The sequence below is a fragment of the Sphingopyxis sp. A083 genome (genome assembly GCF_001468495.1).
GTDB lineage: Bacteria > Pseudomonadota > Alphaproteobacteria > Sphingomonadales > Sphingomonadaceae > Sphingopyxis > Sphingopyxis terrae.
Genome location: NZ_LNSK01000005.1, coordinates 131,707 through 150,593 on the forward strand (window position 1 = coordinate 131,707; position 18,887 = coordinate 150,593).

General features: G+C 65.7%; 15 protein-coding genes. 2 read left to right on the forward strand and 13 right to left on the reverse strand.

Annotated features, from left to right (window positions below):
* Positions 1-44: 44 nt before the first annotated feature.
* From ATE59_RS11220 to zwf, 11 genes are all read right to left on the reverse strand, one after another.
* Positions 45-383: a hypothetical protein gene (locus ATE59_RS11220; RefSeq protein ID WP_003038837.1), complete on the reverse strand. Its 339-nt coding sequence runs from the start codon at positions 381-383 to the stop codon at positions 45-47.
* A 150-nt stretch (positions 384-533) separates the two neighbouring features.
* Positions 534-1,535: an NAD(P)H-dependent glycerol-3-phosphate dehydrogenase gene (locus ATE59_RS11225; RefSeq protein ID WP_058812493.1), complete on the reverse strand. Its 1,002-nt coding sequence runs from the start codon at positions 1,533-1,535 to the stop codon at positions 534-536.
* Positions 1,536-1,682: 147 nt separating this feature from the next.
* Positions 1,683-2,618 (reverse strand): alpha/beta fold hydrolase, encoded by a 936-nt coding sequence (locus tag ATE59_RS11230; protein WP_003038839.1) that lies wholly within the window; start codon positions 2,616-2,618, stop codon positions 1,683-1,685.
* A 109-nt stretch (positions 2,619-2,727) separates the two neighbouring features.
* Positions 2,728-3,579, reverse strand: coding sequence for an alpha/beta hydrolase (locus ATE59_RS11235; protein ID WP_003038842.1), 852 nt, complete (start codon positions 3,577-3,579; stop codon positions 2,728-2,730).
* Positions 3,576-5,024 (reverse strand): DUF3336 domain-containing protein, encoded by a 1,449-nt coding sequence (locus ATE59_RS11240; RefSeq protein ID WP_231737302.1) that lies wholly within the window; start codon positions 5,022-5,024, stop codon positions 3,576-3,578. The genes ATE59_RS11235 and ATE59_RS11240 overlap by 4 nt, the downstream gene beginning before the upstream one ends.
* Before the next feature lie 21 nt (positions 5,025-5,045).
* A complete protein-coding gene (locus ATE59_RS11245; protein ID WP_231737305.1) occupies positions 5,046-6,614 on the reverse strand; it encodes a wax ester/triacylglycerol synthase family O-acyltransferase in 1,569 nt (522 codons plus the stop codon).
* Between the two features lie 140 nt (positions 6,615-6,754).
* Positions 6,755-9,106 carry a glycerol-3-phosphate 1-O-acyltransferase gene (locus ATE59_RS11250; RefSeq protein WP_003038848.1) on the reverse strand — a complete coding sequence of 784 codons (2,352 nt, stop codon included), beginning with the start codon at positions 9,104-9,106 and terminating at the stop codon, positions 6,755-6,757.
* 109 nt (positions 9,107-9,215) lie between these two features.
* Complete coding sequence (locus tag ATE59_RS11255; RefSeq protein WP_231737308.1) at positions 9,216-10,763, reverse strand: HAD-IB family hydrolase; 1,548 nt, start codon at positions 10,761-10,763, stop codon at positions 9,216-9,218.
* 202 nt (positions 10,764-10,965) lie between these two features.
* Entirely contained in the window at positions 10,966-11,586 is a 621-nt protein-coding gene (gene eda / locus ATE59_RS11260; RefSeq protein WP_058812496.1) for a bifunctional 4-hydroxy-2-oxoglutarate aldolase/2-dehydro-3-deoxy-phosphogluconate aldolase, read from the reverse strand.
* A gap of 171 nt (positions 11,587-11,757) precedes the next feature.
* The gene (gene edd, locus ATE59_RS11265) at positions 11,758-13,599 is read right to left on the reverse strand and encodes a phosphogluconate dehydratase (protein ID WP_058812497.1); all 1,842 of its coding nucleotides are present in this window, start codon (positions 13,597-13,599) and stop codon (positions 11,758-11,760) included.
* Between the two features lie 96 nt (positions 13,600-13,695).
* The gene (gene zwf, locus ATE59_RS11270; RefSeq protein ID WP_058812568.1) at positions 13,696-15,099 is read right to left on the reverse strand and encodes a glucose-6-phosphate dehydrogenase; all 1,404 of its coding nucleotides are present in this window, start codon (positions 15,097-15,099) and stop codon (positions 13,696-13,698) included.
* Between the two features lie 187 nt (positions 15,100-15,286).
* Between zwf and glpD the strand changes: the two genes are divergently transcribed.
* Positions 15,287-16,807, forward strand: a complete 1,521-nt coding sequence (gene glpD, locus ATE59_RS11275) for a glycerol-3-phosphate dehydrogenase (protein WP_058812498.1) — start codon at positions 15,287-15,289, stop codon at positions 16,805-16,807.
* 119 nt (positions 16,808-16,926) lie between these two features.
* Here the strand turns inward: glpD and ATE59_RS11280 are convergent, their stop codons facing one another.
* On the reverse strand, positions 16,927-17,670 hold the full coding sequence (locus ATE59_RS11280; RefSeq protein WP_058812569.1) for an SDR family NAD(P)-dependent oxidoreductase: 744 nt from the start codon (positions 17,668-17,670) through the stop codon (positions 16,927-16,929).
* Positions 17,671-17,766: 96 nt separating this feature from the next.
* On the opposite strand from ATE59_RS11280, the gene ATE59_RS11285 reads away from it, so the two are divergent.
* Positions 17,767-18,675: an AraC family transcriptional regulator gene (locus tag ATE59_RS11285; protein WP_058812499.1), complete on the forward strand. Its 909-nt coding sequence runs from the start codon at positions 17,767-17,769 to the stop codon at positions 18,673-18,675.
* On the opposite strand, the gene ATE59_RS18335 is transcribed toward ATE59_RS11285, so the two are convergent.
* Positions 18,672-18,800 carry a hypothetical protein gene (locus tag ATE59_RS18335; RefSeq protein WP_255266001.1) on the reverse strand — a complete coding sequence of 43 codons (129 nt, stop codon included), beginning with the start codon at positions 18,798-18,800 and terminating at the stop codon, positions 18,672-18,674. The two genes, ATE59_RS11285 and ATE59_RS18335, sit on opposite strands and share 4 nt — an antisense overlap.
* Between the last annotated feature and the right edge of the window lie 87 nt (positions 18,801-18,887).

The window sequence follows — 18,887 nt, forward strand, 5'->3', positions numbered from 1 at the left end:
ACGCGTAGCGCCCGCCGTCTTTTGAGACATAATCGTTTCGACAATCAGCCTTCGATCGAGACGCGCCCCACAGGATAGCCCTTCTTGCGCATCACCTTGGTATAATCCTTGTCGGCGTCGACGACTTCGGTCGCCCATTCGTCCCATGCATCCCAGCGATCCTCGCGGTCGGTTGCGCGGCCCAAGTCGCTCTTGAGCTCCTTTTCAGCCTCAAGAATATCGGTGCGATAATTGTACCAATATTTATTGTAGACACCGGCAATCGGCACGCTGCGAACCGGGGGGCGATCGAAACCCGGCGGCATCGATCCATAGGGAACCGTCGCCATTGCGGCACCGGCCGGAAGAGCCATAAGCGCCGCCAAAGTCGTCCATTTTTTCATCGTTCGTCTCCTTGGTGGACCCTGCTGGTCAGGAGAAAGAACGAAAGAGAACCGGCTTTTCTTCACGGACCGACGAGGATTCGACACGCCTCGCGGCGGAATCGTCCACGGCCGTCCCCGCAAGCGAGGCGGCGCCTCCGTCCGACGCCCCTACCCCGGATGCGCTTCGTCACCGACGCTCGATTTGAGCAGCCCGCGGAACACGTCCTGCGCGGTCCGTTTGCCCTGCGTCACGTCGAAGACGTCGCGCGCGATCGGCATCGCGATACCGTGGCGATCGGCGAGCGCCATCACCGTGGGCGCGCTTTTCACGCCTTCGGCGACCATGTGCATGTCGGCGATGATCGCGTCGATATGGCGCCCCTTGCCGAGTTCGACCCCGACGTGGCGGTTGCGCGACAGCGGGCTGGTGCAGGTCGCGATCAGGTCGCCCATGCCGGTCAGACCCGCGAAGGTTTCGGGGCGCCCGCCCATCGCAACGCCGAGCCGGGTGATTTCGGCCAGCCCGCGCGTCATCAGCCCGGCGCGCGTATTGTCGCCCGCGCCGAGCCCGTCGCCCATGCCGACCGCAATCGCGATGATATTCTTGAGCACCCCGCCGAGTTCGCAACCGAGCAGGTCGGTGTTGGTATAGACGCGGAACAGCCCCGAATGGAAAAGCGGGTGCAGCGCGCGCACGACGATTTCATCCTCCATCGACAGTACGCTCGCCGCCGCCTGGCCGCTCATGATCTCGCGCGCGAGATTGGGGCCGGTGAGCACGCCGACGGGATGGCCGGGCAGCACCTCTTCGATTACCTCGGTCATCCGCTTGCCGGTCGCGAGTTCGAGTCCCTTGGTCAGGCTGATCACCGGCACCCAGGGGCGCAGATGATCGCGGGCTTCCTCCAGCACCGCGCGAAAGCTGTGCGACGGCACGCCCATGACGAGGACGTCGGCGCCCGCCACCGCTTCGCCGAGATCGGCCGTCGCGCGCAGCGCCGTGGGCAGGCGGATGCCGGGCAGATATTTGCGGTTTTCCTGATCGCGGTTGATGCCGTCGACCGTTTCGGCGTCGCGCGCCCACAAGATGATCGGCGCGTTGCGCGATACCGTCGCGGCGACCGTCGTCCCCCAGCTCCCCCCGCCGAGGAGGCCCACTTTCAGGCGCATAGCCCCTCCTTCTCCCTGCTCGTCATTGCGAGCGAAGCGACGCAATCCAGTGCTGGCCCGAACCAGTCTGGATTGCTTCACCCGGCTTTGCCGGGTTCGCAATGACGCATGGTTTGACCGGCGGATCAAGTCCGACGTAATCGGCGGCTAATCGAGCGGCCCGAGAAAATCCTTCATCAGCGCGGCGGTGGCCTTCGGGTCCTCGACCATCGGGACATGGCCGACATGATCGAGCACATGCGCGCGGCTGTTCGCGATGCCCGCTTCGAGCACGGCGACGCAGCTGACGTCGATCAGCCGGTCGTGGCGGCCCCAGATAATCAGCGTCGGCACCGTCACCTCGCCCAGCCGGTCGTTGAGCGGCCGGTCGCGCATCTCGGTCGCAATAACCCAGAAGGCGGTATCGAGCTGATCGCGATATTTGAGCGCGTCGGCATAGAGCACCGGCTTGATCCGCGACGGCACGAAGGGCGGTTTGTGGACGACCATCGCGACGAGGCGGTCGGCATCCTCGATACCCGCCAGGACGAGCGGGTTATAATCCTCGTTCGCGGCCTGTTTCTGAAGGTCGCTCTCGTTCGCGCCCGCGACCCCGGCATTGTCGATCAGGATCAGGCTGGCGAGCGCATCGGGAAAGTCGAGCGCGTAGCGCAGCGCGATCCAGCCGCCCATGCTGTTGCCCGCGATATGCGGCTGCCGCAGTCCGAGCGCATCGACGAATGCCTTCAGCCGCGCGGTCTGCGCTTCGATGTCATACGCAAGATCGGGGTTGCGTTCATTCTCGCCAAAGCCGGGAAGGTCGGGTGCGACGACGTGATAGTCGCGCGTCAGAAAGGGGGCGAGAAACGACCAATTATCCTTGTCGCCCGAAAAGCCGTGGACGAGCAGCAGCGTCGGCTTCGTGCGATCGCCGCCCTCCAGATAGGGCCAGGCGCGGCCGTCGACGGTGACGCTTTTCTGCACCGTGCCGCCGCGCCGCCGGAGCAGCGCGCGACCGATCGCGACGAGGCGGCCGGGGAAGACGAAATAGAAGATCGCGAGCGCGATCAGGGGTGCGAAGAGGAGGATGAGAAGGATTTTCATTGTCTAATTCCCTCTTCCGTTCGCCCTGAGCTTGTCGAAGGGCCGTTCTTTCTTTCGGCGTTCACCAGAAGGACGGTGCTTCGACAAGCTCAGCACGAACGGACTTTGGCTATGGCCGCGGAACATGCGCGTCAAACCAGCCGATCAGATCGTCCAGCACCGCATCGCGTTCGGGCTCGTTATAGATTTCGTGGAACAGGCCGGGATAGATTTCGAGGCGCTTGTCGGTCGAGGCGACATGGTCGAACAGATAGTGCGACCCCGCCACCGAGGCGAGGCTGTCATGGTCGCCGTGCTGGAGCAGGATCGGCAGCCTGATTTTCGGTGCGCCTGCCTGCGCGGCCGCCATCGCGTCCATGAATTCCTTGCCGAGCCGCGCGCCGATCTTGCCCGTATAGACGAGCGGATCGGCAAGATAGGCGGCGACCACCGCCGGATCGCGGCTGACCCCGTTCGGATCGAGCGCCAATACGCCGAGGCGCGGAAAAAAGCGCGACAGAAAGCGGCTGATCCAGACGGTGAAGCGCGAGGGCGGCGCACCGGGGACAATCGCCGGACCCGACAGCGCGGCGGCGACAAAGGCGTCCTGCCGATCGATCAGGAACAGCGTCGCGATCAGGCCGCCCATGCTGTGTCCGAGCAGCAGGCGCGGCGCGCCCGGATGGTTGACCTCGACGAGCGTCAGCAGTTCGGCCATGCCGTCGGTGAAGGCCGAAAAGCGCGGGACATAGCCCCCCTCGCCATCCGACTTGCCATGGCCCCAATGGTCGACCGCATAGACGGCATAGCCGGCGTCGGTGAGCCGTTTTGCCACATGGGCGTAACGCCCGGCGTGCTCGGCATAGCCGTGCGCGAGGAGGATCACGGCCTTGGGCGCCGCGGCGGGAAGCCAATGGGTGACGTGCAGCATCGCGCCGGCGCCCGCCGATCCCGGCGGCAGCATCACCCCCGCGCCGCTCACCGGACCGGCTTTTTGAGCGCCGCGCTGCGGTGGCCGGGGCCGTCGTCGCCGCCCTTGTCGATGCGCGCGAGGATGGCGTCGAGCGCGCGGCTGATCGCGGTCTGGGTGCGCACCATCTCGATCTTCGGCCAGGCGGTGCGCATGCCGGTGTCGATCAGTTCGTCGATATCGTCCTGCGACAGATCGGACAAAATCTTCGTCGGCGACCAGAATTTGGGCGGCCGGATGATGTTGATGTCGCCGGTATATTCCTGATTGATCAGCGAGCGCGCCATATTGGCGAGGCTGTTGAGCGGCGGCACCAGTTCGAGGGGCTTCTGGAAGATCACCATATTGGCGTTGAGCCACGCCTTGAAGGTCGCCATCGACGCATGCTGAATGGCCTCGATCGGCGCCATCTGCTTGCGCGTGTCGGTCGCGAAAGGCAGCGCGAGCGGGTTCGCCTGGCTGACGATATGATGGTTGACGCCGTAGAGGCGTTCGAGCCGCTTGGTCGGAATGTCGTGCGTCACCGACCCGTCGACCCAGCGCCGGTCGGGCTGATAGGGCACGCGCTTGCCCGCCTCGTCGCGCGCCATCAACATGACCGGCGGAAAGACGCCGGGCACCGCGCAGGAGGCAAGCACCGCTTCGCGGATCAGCACATTGGGCGCAGTGATCGCGTTGAGGAGGCGGCCGTTCTGATATTTTTCGGCCGGCGCGACCGACACGTTGAGATGCCGGCCGCTGACTTCATAGGCTTCCTGAAAGGTCAGATCGGGAATGAGTTCGGCGAGGCGCGCGGCGACCTCATCAGGGGCGAGGCGGCGCACTTCGGGATCGCGGTCGGCGCTGGCGAGCTTGTCGCTGGCCAGAAAGGCGCCGACTTCGGCATCCTTGCGCGTGCAGACGACCGCGGCGACGATCGACCCGCCGCTCGATCCCGCGAGGATCGTCGGCAGCACGCCTTCTTCCCAAAGCGCTTTCACGACGCCGACATGGAAATAGAGAAAGCTGCCCGACCCCGACAGCAGCAGCGCCGAGCGGCCGTAGCAATGTTGGGCGCGGCGGAAGAAATCGCGCTTTTCGTCGCGCGGGATGCTGCGCGCCGCGGCGATCTTGCCGAGCGCGGAGACGACCTCTGCCACATAATCCTCGATCAGCCTTTTGGTGCCGAAGCGCGCCTTTTGATACAGACGTTCGTGGCCCATGCCGTCGATATTGCCGTGGATGCCTTCGTTGAGCACGAAGAGCAGCCCCTTCACATCGCCCGCCGCCGACAGCTTGCGCAGCCGTTCGAGGCGGGCGCGGATCGCGCGATAGTCGAAATGCTTGCTTTCGTCGGCGTCGCGCCACGCCTGCATCCCCGATTTGCCGTCGGCAGCAATCGCCGCTCTGGTCCAGGCAGCATAGTCGGGCGCCTTCGCCAGATCGGCGTCCACGCTGAGCGTCGGGGAAAAGATCATTCGGTGGTCCTGCAACATCGCCTATTTTTTGCGATTCTTGCCGCTAGCGGCGGCTTTGGCAACCGGTTTCGCCCTGCCCTTTGTGGCAGGTTTCGCCGTCGGCTTTGCCTTGGCCGCGGGCTTTGCCGCCGCTTTCGGCTTTGCCGTAGCGGCTTTGGGCCCGGCAGCCGCCTTTTCGGGCTTGGGCTGCGCGGCGAGCAAGTCGGCGAAACTCTCGTCGATGCACTTACGAAAGAAGGCGATGTCGGGCATGATCGCGCGTTCGGAGATGATCGAGAAGCCGACCTGACCGTTATAGCTGGGTGTCGCGATGAACAGCCCCATATTGTTGGCGAGCGGGCCCGCGCCATATTGCTGCACAAGCTGCGCCCCCGCGAGATAGAGCGGAACCTGCGCGCCCGGCACGTTCGAGATAAAAAGATTGGTGCCGCGCACCGCGAAGCGCTCGCTCGTCAGGATGCGCGCGACCGCCGCCATCGTCGCGCCCGGAATATGCTGCGACAGGTCGGTCATGATCCGGGCGCTGACGCCCGCCTTTGCCTCCTTTGCCTCCACCGTATAGTCGCGGATCGCAGCGAGGCGCTTCAGCGGATCGGCGATGTCGGTGCGCAGCGGCACGCTCATCGCGGTCACCTGGTTTCCGGGGCTGTCGGCCTTGCCGCCCTTGCCGCGCCGGTTGATCGGGGCGACCGCGACGACGCTTTCCTTGGGCAGCTCGCCATGCGCCTGAAGATATTTGCGCAGCGCGCCCGCGCAGGTCGCAAGGATGACGTCGTTGACCGTGGCGCCGGGCACCTTTGCCCGCACCTTCGCGATGTCGGCGAGCGCAACCCGGGTGGCGTCGAACATCTTGTGCGGGCCGACGGGTGCGTTGAAGCGCGTTTCGGGGACGCCTGCGGTCATCCCCTGATCGCTGAGCATCGACTTGCGCGCCGCGGTCATCAGCGAGGGCGACACCTTGAGCAGCGCGTTCATGAACTTGACCGGCGATTGCATCGACGCGGTCCAGGCGCGCGTGGCGACCTCCGCGCTCGACGGCGCGCGCCCGAGATCCTCGACCGGCGCGCCGGGGATTGCCGGCGTCCCCTTGGCGTCGATGTCGCTCATCGCGATGAAGGCATGCGCGCCCGATGCGCCGTCGACCGCGGCGTGATGGACGCGGTGGAGCATCGCGAAGCTGCCCTTCGGGATGCCGGGGATACGGTCGAGCCCCTCGATGATGTAAATGTCCCAAAGCGGCCGGTTCATATCCATCGGCTTCGAGAAATAGCGCGCGACCGCGATGCAGAATTGCCGCCAGTCGCCGGGTTCGGGCAGGCGCGCGTGGCTCATATGCGCTTCGATGTCGAAATGTTCGTCCTCGACCCAATAGGGGTGATCGAGATCAAGCGGCAGCCGGTGGAGCCGACGTTTGAACAGCGGCGATGTGTCGACGCGCGACTGGACGTGCGCGATGATGTCCTTGAACCGCACGAAGCCGCCCGGCGCCGTCGACGGATCGTAGATATAGATACCCATGATATGCGTCAGATTGTTCGCGGTCTGGGTATAGAGGAACTGGGCGTCCTGGGCGCTGAGTTGCTTAAGCATGCGAACCTCCATCCAACATCGATGATCCCGTCCTTGCGAGCGGAGCGAAGCAATCTCCCGTCACCAGCCGGGCGCCGGGGCAAAGGCTGGAGATTGCCGCGCCGCCTGCGGCTCCTCGCCATGACGAAGGCGGTGTCATGTCATTCTCCCGTCCCCGGCAATCGGTCGGCGAGCGCGAGCGTGGCGAGCCGCATCGATTCCATGACGTTGGCGAGCCCGCGGAGTTCCACGAGCAGCGCGCGGCGCGCGCGCAATCCGTCGGGGGTCGCGGTTTCCGCCAGCCCCATGTGGCGCATCTGCGACAGGGCGTTCGCGAAGAGCAATTTTCCGATCGACGCTTCGCTGCTGATCCGGCGCAAGAGCCAGGCCTGCCGCCCCTCGATCAGCGCGGCATCGAGCAGCGCCTTTTCATCGACCGGATCGCCGGGGCGCGCGCGCGCCAGAATGTCGGCGACGACCGAATAGGCCTCGGCAAAGGGTAGCAGGATCGCATGGCCGACCATCGGCTGACAGCGGCGAATGAGCTGCGCCACGCCGCGGTCGCCGCTCGCCAGCCGTTTGGCCCAGGCGGGATCGATGCGCGCAAGTTCGGCCTCCAGCGCGGCCAGATGTTCGCCGCGCGGCGGGTAGAAGAATTCGAATTTGAACAGATCGCGCAGCCGGTCGATCCGCGCCCAGAAGGCGGCGGTCGAATCCTTGCTGTCGGCATCGCGCAGCTCGAACAGCGCCAGCTCGATCATCGCGCGGTCGAGGAAATGATGCGCGATGATGTTGCGATAATAGCTCGCCATCGGATGCTTGGCGGGGTCGATCGAATAGACGGTCTCGCTGCCGGCCTCGAACCGCGTGAGCAGGCCGCCCTCGACGAGCGTGTCGAGCGTCGCCGCGAGCGCCGCGGCGTCGCCGCCTTCGAGCTCGCGGCTGAGGCGGATGCCGCGCTCGCGCGCCCAGGCGGTGATGCGCGCGATCGTTGCGATCATCTCTGCCTCGGTCACGCCGCGCGGCGCGGTGCCGAGCAGGATGAGGCACATGACCGAGGTGACGGTAAGCGGGGTGACGCGGTTCGCCTCGACCGCGACGGCGAAGGCGATACGCTCCAGCGCGCGCCGGTCGTCGGGGGCCGGGGCCTCCGGAATGACGACGGGATCGCCGATGTCGAGACGGATGCGCCCCGACGGTTCCTTGAGGCTCTTCATATAGCCGATGAACCAGGCGAGGCTTTCGGGTTTCTTGGTCCGTCCGGTCTGTTCGGCGGCATATTCCTCGACATCGCGGATCAGGTCGAAACTGGTGACGAAGGGCACGAAATGTACCCCCTGCGTCCCGGTCGCATGCGCGGCGTCGAGGACATATTTCATCAGGCCATATTTGGGCGGCATCAGCTTGCCGAGGCGCGAGCGCGTCCCTTCGAAGGCCCAGGACAGCGGGAAGCGCTTGGCGAGCAGCCAGGCGATGTAGTGGCGCAGCACCAGCTTGTAGACCGGTTGATCCTGAAAGCTGCGACGAATGAAGATCATTCCCGACCGGCGGAAGAACTGGCCCATGATCGCGAAGTCGAGATTGGCGCCGCCGAAGCTGTGCAGCATCGGCAGGTCATTTTCATAGGCGAGGCGGCTGGGGGTCGCGCCGTCGATATAGGTTTTATGCGTGAACAGGATCGCGGTCGGATGTTCGCGCAGCACCGAGCGCAGCTTTGCAAGCTCGGCCGCGTCGACCTCCATCTCGGGCGCATAGCCGCCGAACATCATCCGGTCGAGCCGCGCGCGCAGGTCGAGGAACAGCGCACTGGGGGTCGCGATAACCTCCTTCATCAGCGGGCGCGCCTCGCGGTAGAGATCGGCGACGGGACGGCCGAGCTGGCCGGCAAGATCGGCAAGCGCGGCGCGGAATTTGGGGTTGGTACGCAGCGAGTCGGCAACGAAGCGCGGCACCTTGTAGCGGCTGCCGCGGATGCCGCGTTCGGCGACGTCGAGCGCGAGCCCCGCCTGCCGCGCGACGAAGCCCGCAAATTCGCTGCTCCCCTCCTCGCAGCCGTCACCGCCGCCGGTCTGCGCGAGATAGCGCGCCTTCAGCTCGGTCTGCGTTGCCGCTTCGCCGACGAGGATCTGCGCCCGGCGCCGATCGCGCCACAGGATGAACCGCGCGCGCAGCGGCCCCGGCCGGCGCGGGTCGCCGAAGATCAGATGCCGGAATTTCAGCGCGCGATCGCGCTCGAAACCGGGGATGCGCCACGCGACGCGCAGCGGCACCACCCTGCGCGCAGGATCACCCGCCAGCCGCGCCTTGAGCGCGTCGAGGTCGAGGGCATGATCGTCGTCGGCGATCGCGAGGCTGACCCACATCGGTGCCCCTTCCCCGCCCGGATCGACCGAGGTCGCATGGATCCAGTCGAGCAAAATCTGCCGCTCGATCCGGTTGCGCGCGTCGATGATGTAAAGCCGGTCGGCCAGCTGCTCCGCGACGAATTCGCTGCGGGGCGTGCCGTCGGCCATGGCCTTAAACCACCGTCATTGCGAGGAGCGAAGCGACGCAGCAATCCAGCGTGGCGTAACCCGCCCTGGATTGCTTCGCTTCGCTCGCAATGACGATGTGAGGCATGCGTTAGGCTTTCCTTCCCTTTCGGGGGGAGGATTTCTTCGCGACCGCCTTTTCCTTGGGCGCCGGCTTCTTCTCAGCCGCTTTCTTCGGCCTTGGTTTCGGTTTGGGTTTCGTTTCCGCCGCCACCGACTCGCCGACGCTTTCCTCTGGCTGACCGAGGGTGCGCAGGAACATGTTGCGCACGTCGCGGACATGGGCGTTCAGCGTCTTCACCTGCCAATCGGACGTATCGACCGGCGGCAGGACGGTGACGCGCACCGTCGCGGGGCGCATCACGAATTCGTTCTTCGGCGCGACGTCGGTCGCATTGTGGATGACGATCGGGACGATCGGCACGCCCGCCTGCATCGCGAGGTGGAAGGCGCCCTTTTTGAAAGGCTCGAGCTTCGGCGTCAGGCTGCGCGTCCCTTCGGGGGCGATGCAGATCGACTTGCCTTCCTTTTGAATGGCCTCGACCAGCGGTTCCATCGCCTTGATCGCGCTCTTGCCGTCGGCGCGGTCAACGAAGACGGTGCCGCCCCATTCCATCAGCTTCCCCAATATGGGGATGTCCTTGATCTCTTTCTTGCCCACCCCGCCCATGTCGCGGCGGATGAGCTTGGCGAGGATCATCACGTCCGCCTTGCTCTGATGGTTGAAGATGAAGATGCACGGGCGCGAGGACCACAGGTGGCGTTCGTCCTCGACCTCGAGCTCGACGCCGGTGATCGCGGTGGCGAAATCGCCGAACAGCCCCATCGAGAAGTTGACCGCCTCGCGCTGTGAACGCGTCAGCGCCCAGATCGGCAAGCCGGCGGCGAAGGCGCCGATCAGCGAGCCGGTGGCGTAGATGGTGCGCGTATAGTCGACCCACGACGGCGTGCCGCGGCTCGCGAAGCGCTGCACCGGCCAATTGCGCTCGTCGGCGATTGCCTTCAATTTCATATTGGGATTGAGCGGCCGCGGTTTGCCGACGCGTTCGAGCAGTTCGATGTCGTCGTCGCTGTCCGAATAGAAATAGCTCTGATCGAGGTCGAGGCCATATTCGGCGGCAAGCTCCTCGGCGGCGATCACCTTGCCCTCGCCGAAGCAGAGCGGGCGGATGATGTCGCCCGTAAACACGCCATCTTCGATTTCATAGGCCGAGCATTTGATGTCGGATATGCCAAGGTCGCGCGCAGTCGGTTCGATCTGGTAGATCGTCGCCGACGAGATGATCGCGACGCGGTGTCCCTTGGCCTGATGCGCCTCAATGATCGCGCGCGTCTCGGGATAGATTTTGCGCGCGATATGCTTTTTGTAGAGTTCTTCGCCGAACTGGACGAAGCTTTCCTCTTCGACGCCCTTCATGAATTTGGCGGCGCCGCTCATCAGCCCCGAAAAGCCGATCGCGCCAAGGCTGTGCTGCGCGATGACATTGGCGGTCTCGGCGATCTCCTCGACCGACATTTCGCGGCGCTGCAGCTTTTCGCGCAGCATCGCGGTCGCCGAATAGCCGGCGATGATCGTTCCGTCGAAATCGAAGAGCGCGGCGATATGCGATCCGGGTTCGGACGCGAGAACTTCTTCCAAATGCGGCTGCGGCCTTGGCACGCGCATCTCCCCCACTGGCGGCTGTACCGCCTTATCCCTGCACGATGACAGGTAAAATGGGGTTAATCAATGGCGCGAAAGAGTGAGCGCCCGTCCCAATTTCGTCATCCCGGCGAAGGCCGGGGTCTCAACCCGGCATCGTTGCGCACCGGCGAGATCCCGGCCTTCGCCGGGGTGACAATCAGGGTTTGAGCGCCGACGCCTCGCGCGCGAGTGTCTCGATCCGGGCCGGATCGAGCGGCCCCGCGGGGACGACCCAGCTGCCGCCGACGCACAGCACCGGGTCCAGCGCCAGCCATTCGGGTGCTGTCGCGGCGGTGATGCCGCCGGTGGGGCAGAAGCGCGCCTGCCCGAACGGCCCCGCGAGCGCCTTGAGCGCAGGGATGCCGCCGCTCGTCGCGGCAGGGAAGAATTTGAAATGCGAGAGGCCAAGATCCATGCCGCGCATGATGTCGCCGGCATTGGCGGTGCCGGGGAGGAAGGGAATGCCGCTCGCGACCGCCGCCTTGCCGAGATTGTCGGTCAGCCCCGGCGAAACGATGAATTCGGCGCCCGCATGGATCGCGCCCGCCAGCATCGCGGGATCGAGGACGGTACCGGCGCCGACGACCGCGCCCGGCACCGCCTTCATCGCCTCGATCGCAGCGAGCGCGGCAGGGGTGCGCAGCGTGACCTCGAGAACCGGCAGACCGCCCGCGACGAGCGCCTCGGCCATCGGGACGGCGTCCTCGACGCGGTCGATGACGATCACCGGGATGACGGGGGCTAGCGCCATGATCTGTTCGATGGACTTGTCGGACATTCTGTTTCCTTCACCGGCGCCGATGCGGCGTATTGAAATGTTTCCGTTCGTGCTGAGGAGCGACCGGGACTGAGCTTGACGAAGGCTCGGTCGCGTCTCGAAGCGCCGGCGAGGCCCTTCGAGATGCCGCTTCGACGAGCTCAGCGGCTCCTCAGGGCGAACGGTTGCAACTCAGACGACTGTTTCCATCGCCGCCAACATCGCCGAGCCGCCCTTTTCGGCTTCGTCGGCGTGGTGACGGAACAGCGCGAACAGCTCGCGCCCGACGCCGAGTGCGGGCGGCGGGGCGATGGCGGGCGTCCGCGCGGCCCATTCAGCAGGATCAACGAGCGCCGTCACCTCGCCCTTTACCGCGCAGACGCGCACCATGTCGCCGTCCTGCAAACAGGCGAGCGGGCCGCTGATCCCGTCGGGGCCGGGCAGCGCCTCGGGCGAGAGGTGGATCACCGCAGGCACCTTGCCGCTCGCCCCCGACATGCGGCCGTCGGTGAGCAGCGCGACGCGGTAGCCGCGGTCCTGCAGCACGCCGAGCGCGGGGGTGAGCTTGTGGAGTTCGGGCATGCCGTTGGCGCGCGGCCCCTGGAAGCGCACGACGACGACGCAGTCGCGGTCGAGTTCGCCCGCCTTGAATGCAGCGAGCACCTGATCCTGATCGTCGAAGAGGCACGCCGGGGCTTCGATCGTCCAGCGATCCGGGGCAACCGCGCTCGTCTTGATGATCGCGCGGCCAAGATTGCCCGACAGCAGCCGCATGCCCCCGTCGGGCGAAAAAGGTGCGGAAACGGGACGCAGCATCGTATCGTCGCGCGACGTTTCGGGTGCGGCCTCCCAATGAAGCGCATCGTCGACCAGCACCGGCTGTCCCGAATAATCGGCCATTGACCCGCCCACCGTGAGCACATCTCCGTGGAGCAGTCCGGCGCCGAGCAGTTCGCGCACGACATAGCCGATCCCGCCCGCGGCGTGGAAATTGTTCACATCGCCCGCGCCATTCGGATAGACGCGCGCGAGCAGCGGCACGGCGCGGCTCAGCTCGTCGAAATCCTGCCAGTCGATGATAATCCCCGCCGCGCGCGCGATCGCCGGCAGGTGAATGGCATGGTTGGTCGAACCGCCGGTCGCGAGCAGGCCGATCGCGGCATTGACGATTGCCTTTTCATCGACGCAGCGCGCGAGCGGGCGATAATCGTCGCCGGTCCAGCCGATTTCGGTCAGCCGGTGCGTCGCGGCACGCGTCAGTTCCTGCCGCAGCTTGGTGCCCGGATTGACGAAGGCGCTGCCGGGAATGTGCAGCCCCATCAATTCCATCATCATCTGGTTGGAATTGGCGGTGCCATAGAAGGTACAGGTGCCCGCGCCATGATAGCTGGCCGCCTCCGCCTCGAGCAGCGCGTCGCGGCCGACCTTGCCCTCGGCATATAGCTGACGGACGCGGACCTTTTCCTTGTTCGCGAGGCCCGACGGCATCGGCCCGGCCGGAATGAGGATCGTGGGCAGATGGCCGAAGCGCAGCGCGCCGATGAGCAGGCCGGGAACGATCTTGTCGCAGATGCCGAGCAGCAGCGCGCCTTCGAACATCGCGTGGCTGAGCGCAATCGCGGTGCCCTGCGCGATGTTGTCGCGGCTGAACAGCGACAGGTCCATGCCCGCCTGTCCCTGCGTCACCCCGTCGCACATTGCGGGAACGCCGCCCGCGACCTGCGCCGTCGCACCGGCTTCACGCGCGAAAATCTTGATCTGTTCGGGGTAGCGGCCATAGGGCTGATGCGCCGACAGCATGTCATTATAGGCGGTGACGATGCCGATATTCATCTCGGCGCCCGCGCGGATCGCGGGCTTGTCCTCGCCCGACGCCGCGAAGCCATGCGCAAGGTTGCCGCACGACAGATTGCCGCGGTTGGTTCCGGCCTCGCGCTGGCGCTGCATCAGATCGAGGTAGGCGGCACGGCGCTGGGCGCTGCGGCGGGTGATGCGGTCGGTGACGGCGGCGATCGTGGGGTGGAGGGTGGTCATATTTACCTCGTCACCCCGGCGAAGGCCGGGGTCTCACCGTTGCAGCAAAATGCGAGGTCGAGATCCCGGCCTTCGCCGGGATGACGATCAAAAAAACTAGTCATGCCAGCTCGCTCCGTCGCGTTCGATGAGCGCGATCGCGCTCGACGGGCCCCAGCTTCCCGCGGTGTACGTCTGCGGCGCCAGATCGACCGACGCCCAGGCATCGCGGATCGAATCGACCCATTCCCACTGCGCCTCGACCTCGTCGCGGCGTACGAACAGCGTCTGATCGCCCTCGATGAAGTCGAGCAGCAGCCGTTCATAGGCGATGCGCCGCCGCTCGCCCTCGAAACTGTGCGAGAGCGACACGTCGAGCGTGACCTCTTTGAGCTTCACCCCGTCGCGGTCGAGCCCCGGCTGCTTCGCCATCACCTTGACCCGGATATTCTCTTCGGGCTGCAGGTTGATGATCATGCTGTTGGCGTCGAGCCGGCCCGCGCCGACGCGCGCGAAGATGTTATGCGGCACCGGCTTGAACTGGATCAGCACTTCCGACTTGCGCTGCGGCATCCGTTTGCCGGTGCGCAGGTAAAAGGGCACGCCCTTCCAGCGCCAATTGTCGATATAGGCCTTGAGCGCAACGAAGGTTTCGGTGTTCGACGGATGGCCAAGCTCGTCGGCATAGCCCGCAACCGCCGCGCCGTTCACCGCGCCGCTCGTGTACTGACCCTTGACGCTGTGCGCCTTGACATCGTCGGCGCGCATCTTGCGCAAGGACCGCAGCAGCTTGACCTTTTCATCGCGCACCGCGGTCGCCGAGACGCTCGCCGGCGGCTCCATCGCGATGATCGCGAGAAGCTGGAGCATATGGTTCTGCACCATATCCTTCAATGCACCGACGCCATCATAATAGGAGACGCGGCCTTCGAGGCCGACGGTTTCCGCCACGGTGATCTGGACATGGTCGATCGCCTGCGCGTTCCACAGGGGTTCGAACAGCATATTCGCGAAACGCAGCGCGAGTAGGTTCTGGACCGTTTCCTTGCCCAGATAATGGTCGATGCGGAAAACGCGATCCTCGGCAAAGGCGCTGCCGACCTGTTCGTTGACCGCACGCGACGAGGCGAGATCGTGGCCGATGGGCTTTTCCATCGCGATCCGGCATTCGGCGCAGGCGATCCCGGCGGCGGCAAGACCCTGCGCGATCGGGCCGAACATCGACGGCGGGGTCGACAGATAGGCGCCGATCGGACGGTTCATCCGGTCACCGAGCATTTCGGCCAGCCGGTCGTACCCCGTCCCCGCACCTGCATCGACCGCACAATAGTCGATCCGGTCCAAGAAGGCGGCGATCACCCTTTCGTCGATGCGATCGCCCGCGAGATGGTCGTCGAGCGCGGCGCGCACCATCGCGTGCGCCCCTGCCCGGTCCATCTGCGAGCGGCCCGAGGCGACGATCGTCATCGAATCGTCGAGCAGCCCGTCCATGTGCAGATTGTAGAGCGAGGGGAAGAGCATGCGATGGGCAAGATCGCCCGTCGCCCCGAACAGCACCAATGTTTCGACTTTGACGCTCACAAATATCCCCTTGGATAACGGACAGGGACGGTGGCGAAAGCCCCTGGCGATTGCAACGCGCATACGTAAGCCGCATAGCTTTGCATCGCCATTGGCAAGCCGCCCGCATCTGGCATAGGAACGCGCCATGACCGACGCGCCCATCCCCTATGATGTCATCGTGATCGGCGGCGGCGTCAATGGGGCCGGCGTCGCGCGCGATGCCGCGGGGCGCGGGGCGCGGGTGCTGCTGATCGAACAGGGCGATCTGGCGCAGGGCACCTCCTCGGCCTCGACCAAGCTGATCCACGGCGGGCTGCGCTACCTCGAGCATTATGAATTCGGCCTGGTGCGCGAGGCGCTGGCCGAGCGCGAGATATTGTGGGGCATCGCGCCGCACATCATCTGGCCGATGCGCTTTGTCCTCCCCTATCGCGACGGTCTGCGCCCGCGTTGGCTGCTGCGGCTCGGCCTGTTCCTCTATGACCATATCGGCGGACGCCGGAAATTGCCGCCGACGCGGTCGATCGACCTGGCGCGGCATCCGGCGGGCGCGCCGCTGCAGCCGCAATATGCCAAGGGTTTCGAATATTCGGACGGCTGGGTCGACGATGCGCGGCTGGTGACGCTGAACGCGCGCGACGCCGCCGACCGCGGGGCGCGGATCAAGACGCGCACCCGCGCCGACCTGATGCGCGTCGAGGACGGGTTATGGGTGGTCGAGGCGACGGGTGCGAACGGCCAAGCCTATCGCTTTACGGGCCGCAGTCTTGTCAACGCCGCCGGCCCCGCCGTGCTCGACCTGCTGCGCCGCGCCGCCGCGCCGCCCGATTATCAGATGCGGCTGGTGCGCGGATCGCACATCGTGGTGCGCAAGCTGTTCGACCATGATTTCGCCTATTTCTTCCAGCTTCCCGACGGACGCATCTTTTTCGCCATCCCCTATGAGCGCGATTTCACGCTGATCGGGACGACCGATCAGGATCATGAAGGATCGCTGGCCGACGTGCATGCGAGCGCCGAGGAAATCGCCTATCTGTGCGAGGGAGCGAACCAGTATTTCGCCGCGCAGATCGGCCCCGACGATGTCGTGTGGACCTATTCGGGGGTGCGGCCGCTGGTCGAGGACGGATCGGGCAAGGCCGAGGCGGCAACGCGCGGATACCGCATCGACCTTGACCTGGAAGAAGGCGCACCGCTGCTCACCATCTATGGCGGCAAGATCACCAGCTACCGCCATGTCGCCGAAGATGCGGTCGACGATCTGGCGGCGCATGTCGCCGCGCTGACCGGGGCGCGCTGGACCGCCGGCGCGCCGCTCCCCGGCGGCGATTTTCGGACCGACGGCGCGGCGGCGCTGAAGGCCGACTATCGGCTTGTTCACCCCTTCCTCTCAGCCGCGACGGTCGACCGCATCGTCAAGGCCTATGGCACCGACGCGCGGGCGTGGCTCGGTACGGCCGAAAGCTGGGACGATCTGGGCGGCGAGATCGCGCACGGGCTGTCGGCCGCCGAAATCCGCTGGATGATCGACCGCGAATGGGCGCAGACGAGCGACGACATTTTGTGGCGGCGTAGCAAGCTGGGGCTGCATTTCACCGCCGAGGACATCAAGCGGCTCGATGGCTTTCTGGACGGTATCGCCGTCAAGCCCGCGCTTCCCGAGTAAGCGCCCGCCATATCTAAAGCGGTTATCGATCCGATTGTATCGGATCGATAACCGCTTTAGATTCCAGTTTTTCCGCATTTTCTGAAGCGTCAGGTAATTCCACCTGACTGGAAAATGCTCTAGGCCCCCGCGGCGATCGCCAACGCATCGGCGCCCGCCGGAAAATGGCTGCGGCCCGTCCGGTCGTGCACCGCGTCCCACACCGCCGCGGCGACGTCGGCCTCGGTCGTGAAGAGCGCGGGCTGCGCCATGCCCGCAAGGATCGGCGCAGCATGGCTGCCATAGGGTTCGGGCAGCACGTCGGCGAGCGCGACATCGGTGTTCGCGCTAAAGGCGGTGGTGGGGCCATAGCCCGGCTCGACGAGTTTCACCCCGATACCCAGCGGTTCGAGTTCGTGCGCGAGGCTGCCGGTGAAGCCCTGGATCGCGGTCTTGCTGCCCGTATAGGCGGCGGCATAAGGGAAAGCGGCAAGCGTTGCCGACGAGGTGACGTTGACGATCGTTCCCGACCGGCGTTCGCGCATCTGCGGGATCACCGCCTGCGTCATGGCGATAGTGCCGAGGCTGTTGGTGGCATAGACGTCGCGGATGCGCCGCAGCGGCGAATGTTCGAGCGCGCCGAACAGGCCGATCCCCGCATTGTTGACGAGAACGTCGATCGGCCCGGCGGCGGCGATGGCGGCGGCGATGCTGTCGTCATCGGTCACATCGAGCGGCAGCAGGCGAAGCCGCGCCGAAGGTTCGAGCGGCGCGGCGGCCGGGTTGCGCATCGTCGCGATCACGGCCCAGCCGCCCGCATGAAAATGGCGTGCGGTTTCGAGGCCATAGCCCGACGAGCAGCCGGTGATCAAAATCCGTTTCATCATTCTTCCTTTCATCAGGGGATGAAAAGGATCTAGGCAGAGAACGCGATACGATCTATAATGTGAAATCCGCAATTTATTACAGATAGTCCGGATATGGCCGACCCACTCTCCGATCTTATCGCGCTGCTGCGCCCCAGCACGGTCTTCGCGAAAGGGATTGGCGGACGCGGGCAGTGGGCGGTGCGCTATTCATCCTTCGGCGACCCGAGCTTTTGCACGGTGCTGCAAGGTCGCTGCCGACTGACGGTCGATGGCGCCGATCCGGTCACGCTGATTGCCGGCGATTTCGTGCTGTTGCCTGCGACGCCGGGCTTCACCATGTCGGCCATCGACGCAGGGGCTACCTGCGATCCGGTCATGATCGATCCCCATGACACCACCGGCTTTTCGGGCGAGATGCGGCATGGCGAGCCCGACGGTGAGCCCGATGTCCGGATGCTCGGCGGCTATTTCGCCTTTACCTCGCCCGACGCCGGCCTGCTGGTATCGCAGCTTCCCGCCCTGATCCATCTGCGCGGGGCCGAGCGGCTGGCGGCGCTGGTGCAGATGGTGCGCAGCGAAGCGGGCGGCGACAGGCCGGGGCGCGATCTGGTGCTCGCGCGGCTGGTCGAGATACTGCTGGTCGAGGCGCTGCGGGCCGCGGGCGGTGACGAGGCGCCGCCGGGGATGCTACGCGGCCTCGGCGACCCGCGGCTGGCGAGCGCGATCCGCTGCATCCACGATGCCCCCGCGCACCCCTGGACCGTCGCGGCGCTGGCGAAGGCGGCGGCGCTGTCGCGATCGGCCTTCTTCGACCGTTTCGCGCGCACCGTCGGCGTGCCGCCGATGGAGTATGTACAAAGCTGGCGCATGAGCCTGGCCAAGGACATGTTGCGCCGCCGCGCGGGCAAGATCGACGAAATCGCCGAGCGTGTGGGCTATGGGTCGGCGAGCGCGTTCAGCACCGCCTTTGCGCGCGCGGTGGGCGTGCCGCCGCGGCGCTTTGCAATGACGGCCGGCTAGCGCGGTTTGCGCGTCGGCTTTGCGGCCTTGCGCGCCGCTTCGTCGCGCAGCCTGTTCTCGCGCTCGGCCAGTTCCTCGAAACGGCAGAGCGGAATTGGCGCGGGGGGTTTCTTCTTGTCGGTCATTCTTCTCTCGTCACCCCGGACCTGATCCGGAGTCCATGCGAGCTTGCGCCGCGAATGGATGCCGGATCAAGTCCGGCATGACGAAAA

What these genes read in the sequence shown, in the direction of transcription:
- ATE59_RS11220 (WP_003038837.1), bottom strand. Translation starts at nt 383, where the DNA reads ATGAAAAAATGGACGACTTTGGCGGCGCTTATGGCTCTTCCGGCCGGT.
- ATE59_RS11225 (WP_058812493.1), bottom strand. Translation starts at nt 1,535, where the DNA reads ATGCGCCTGAAAGTGGGCCTCCTCGGCGGGGGGAGCTGGGGGACGACG.
- ATE59_RS11230 (WP_003038839.1), bottom strand. Translation starts at nt 2,618, where the DNA reads ATGAAAATCCTTCTCATCCTCCTCTTCGCACCCCTGATCGCGCTCGCG.
- ATE59_RS11240 (WP_231737302.1), bottom strand. Translation starts at nt 5,024, where the DNA reads ATGATCTTTTCCCCGACGCTCAGCGTGGACGCCGATCTGGCGAAGGCG.
- ATE59_RS11245 (WP_231737305.1), bottom strand. Translation starts at nt 6,614, where the DNA reads ATGCTTAAGCAACTCAGCGCCCAGGACGCCCAGTTCCTCTATACCCAG.
- ATE59_RS11250 (WP_003038848.1), bottom strand. Translation starts at nt 9,106, where the DNA reads ATGGCCGACGGCACGCCCCGCAGCGAATTCGTCGCGGAGCAGCTGGCC.
- eda (WP_058812496.1), bottom strand. Translation starts at nt 11,586, where the DNA reads ATGTCCGACAAGTCCATCGAACAGATCATGGCGCTAGCCCCCGTCATC.
- edd (WP_058812497.1), bottom strand. Translation starts at nt 13,599, where the DNA reads ATGACCACCCTCCACCCCACGATCGCCGCCGTCACCGACCGCATCACC.
- zwf (WP_058812568.1), bottom strand. Translation starts at nt 15,099, where the DNA reads ATGCTCTTCCCCTCGCTCTACAATCTGCACATGGACGGGCTGCTCGAC.
- glpD (WP_058812498.1), top strand. Translation starts at nt 15,287, where the DNA reads ATGACCGACGCGCCCATCCCCTATGATGTCATCGTGATCGGCGGCGGC.
- ATE59_RS11280 (WP_058812569.1), bottom strand. Translation starts at nt 17,670, where the DNA reads ATGAAACGGATTTTGATCACCGGCTGCTCGTCGGGCTATGGCCTCGAA.
- ATE59_RS11285 (WP_058812499.1), top strand. Translation starts at nt 17,767, where the DNA reads ATGGCCGACCCACTCTCCGATCTTATCGCGCTGCTGCGCCCCAGCACG.
- ATE59_RS18335 (WP_255266001.1), bottom strand. Translation starts at nt 18,800, where the DNA reads ATGACCGACAAGAAGAAACCCCCCGCGCCAATTCCGCTCTGCCGTTTC.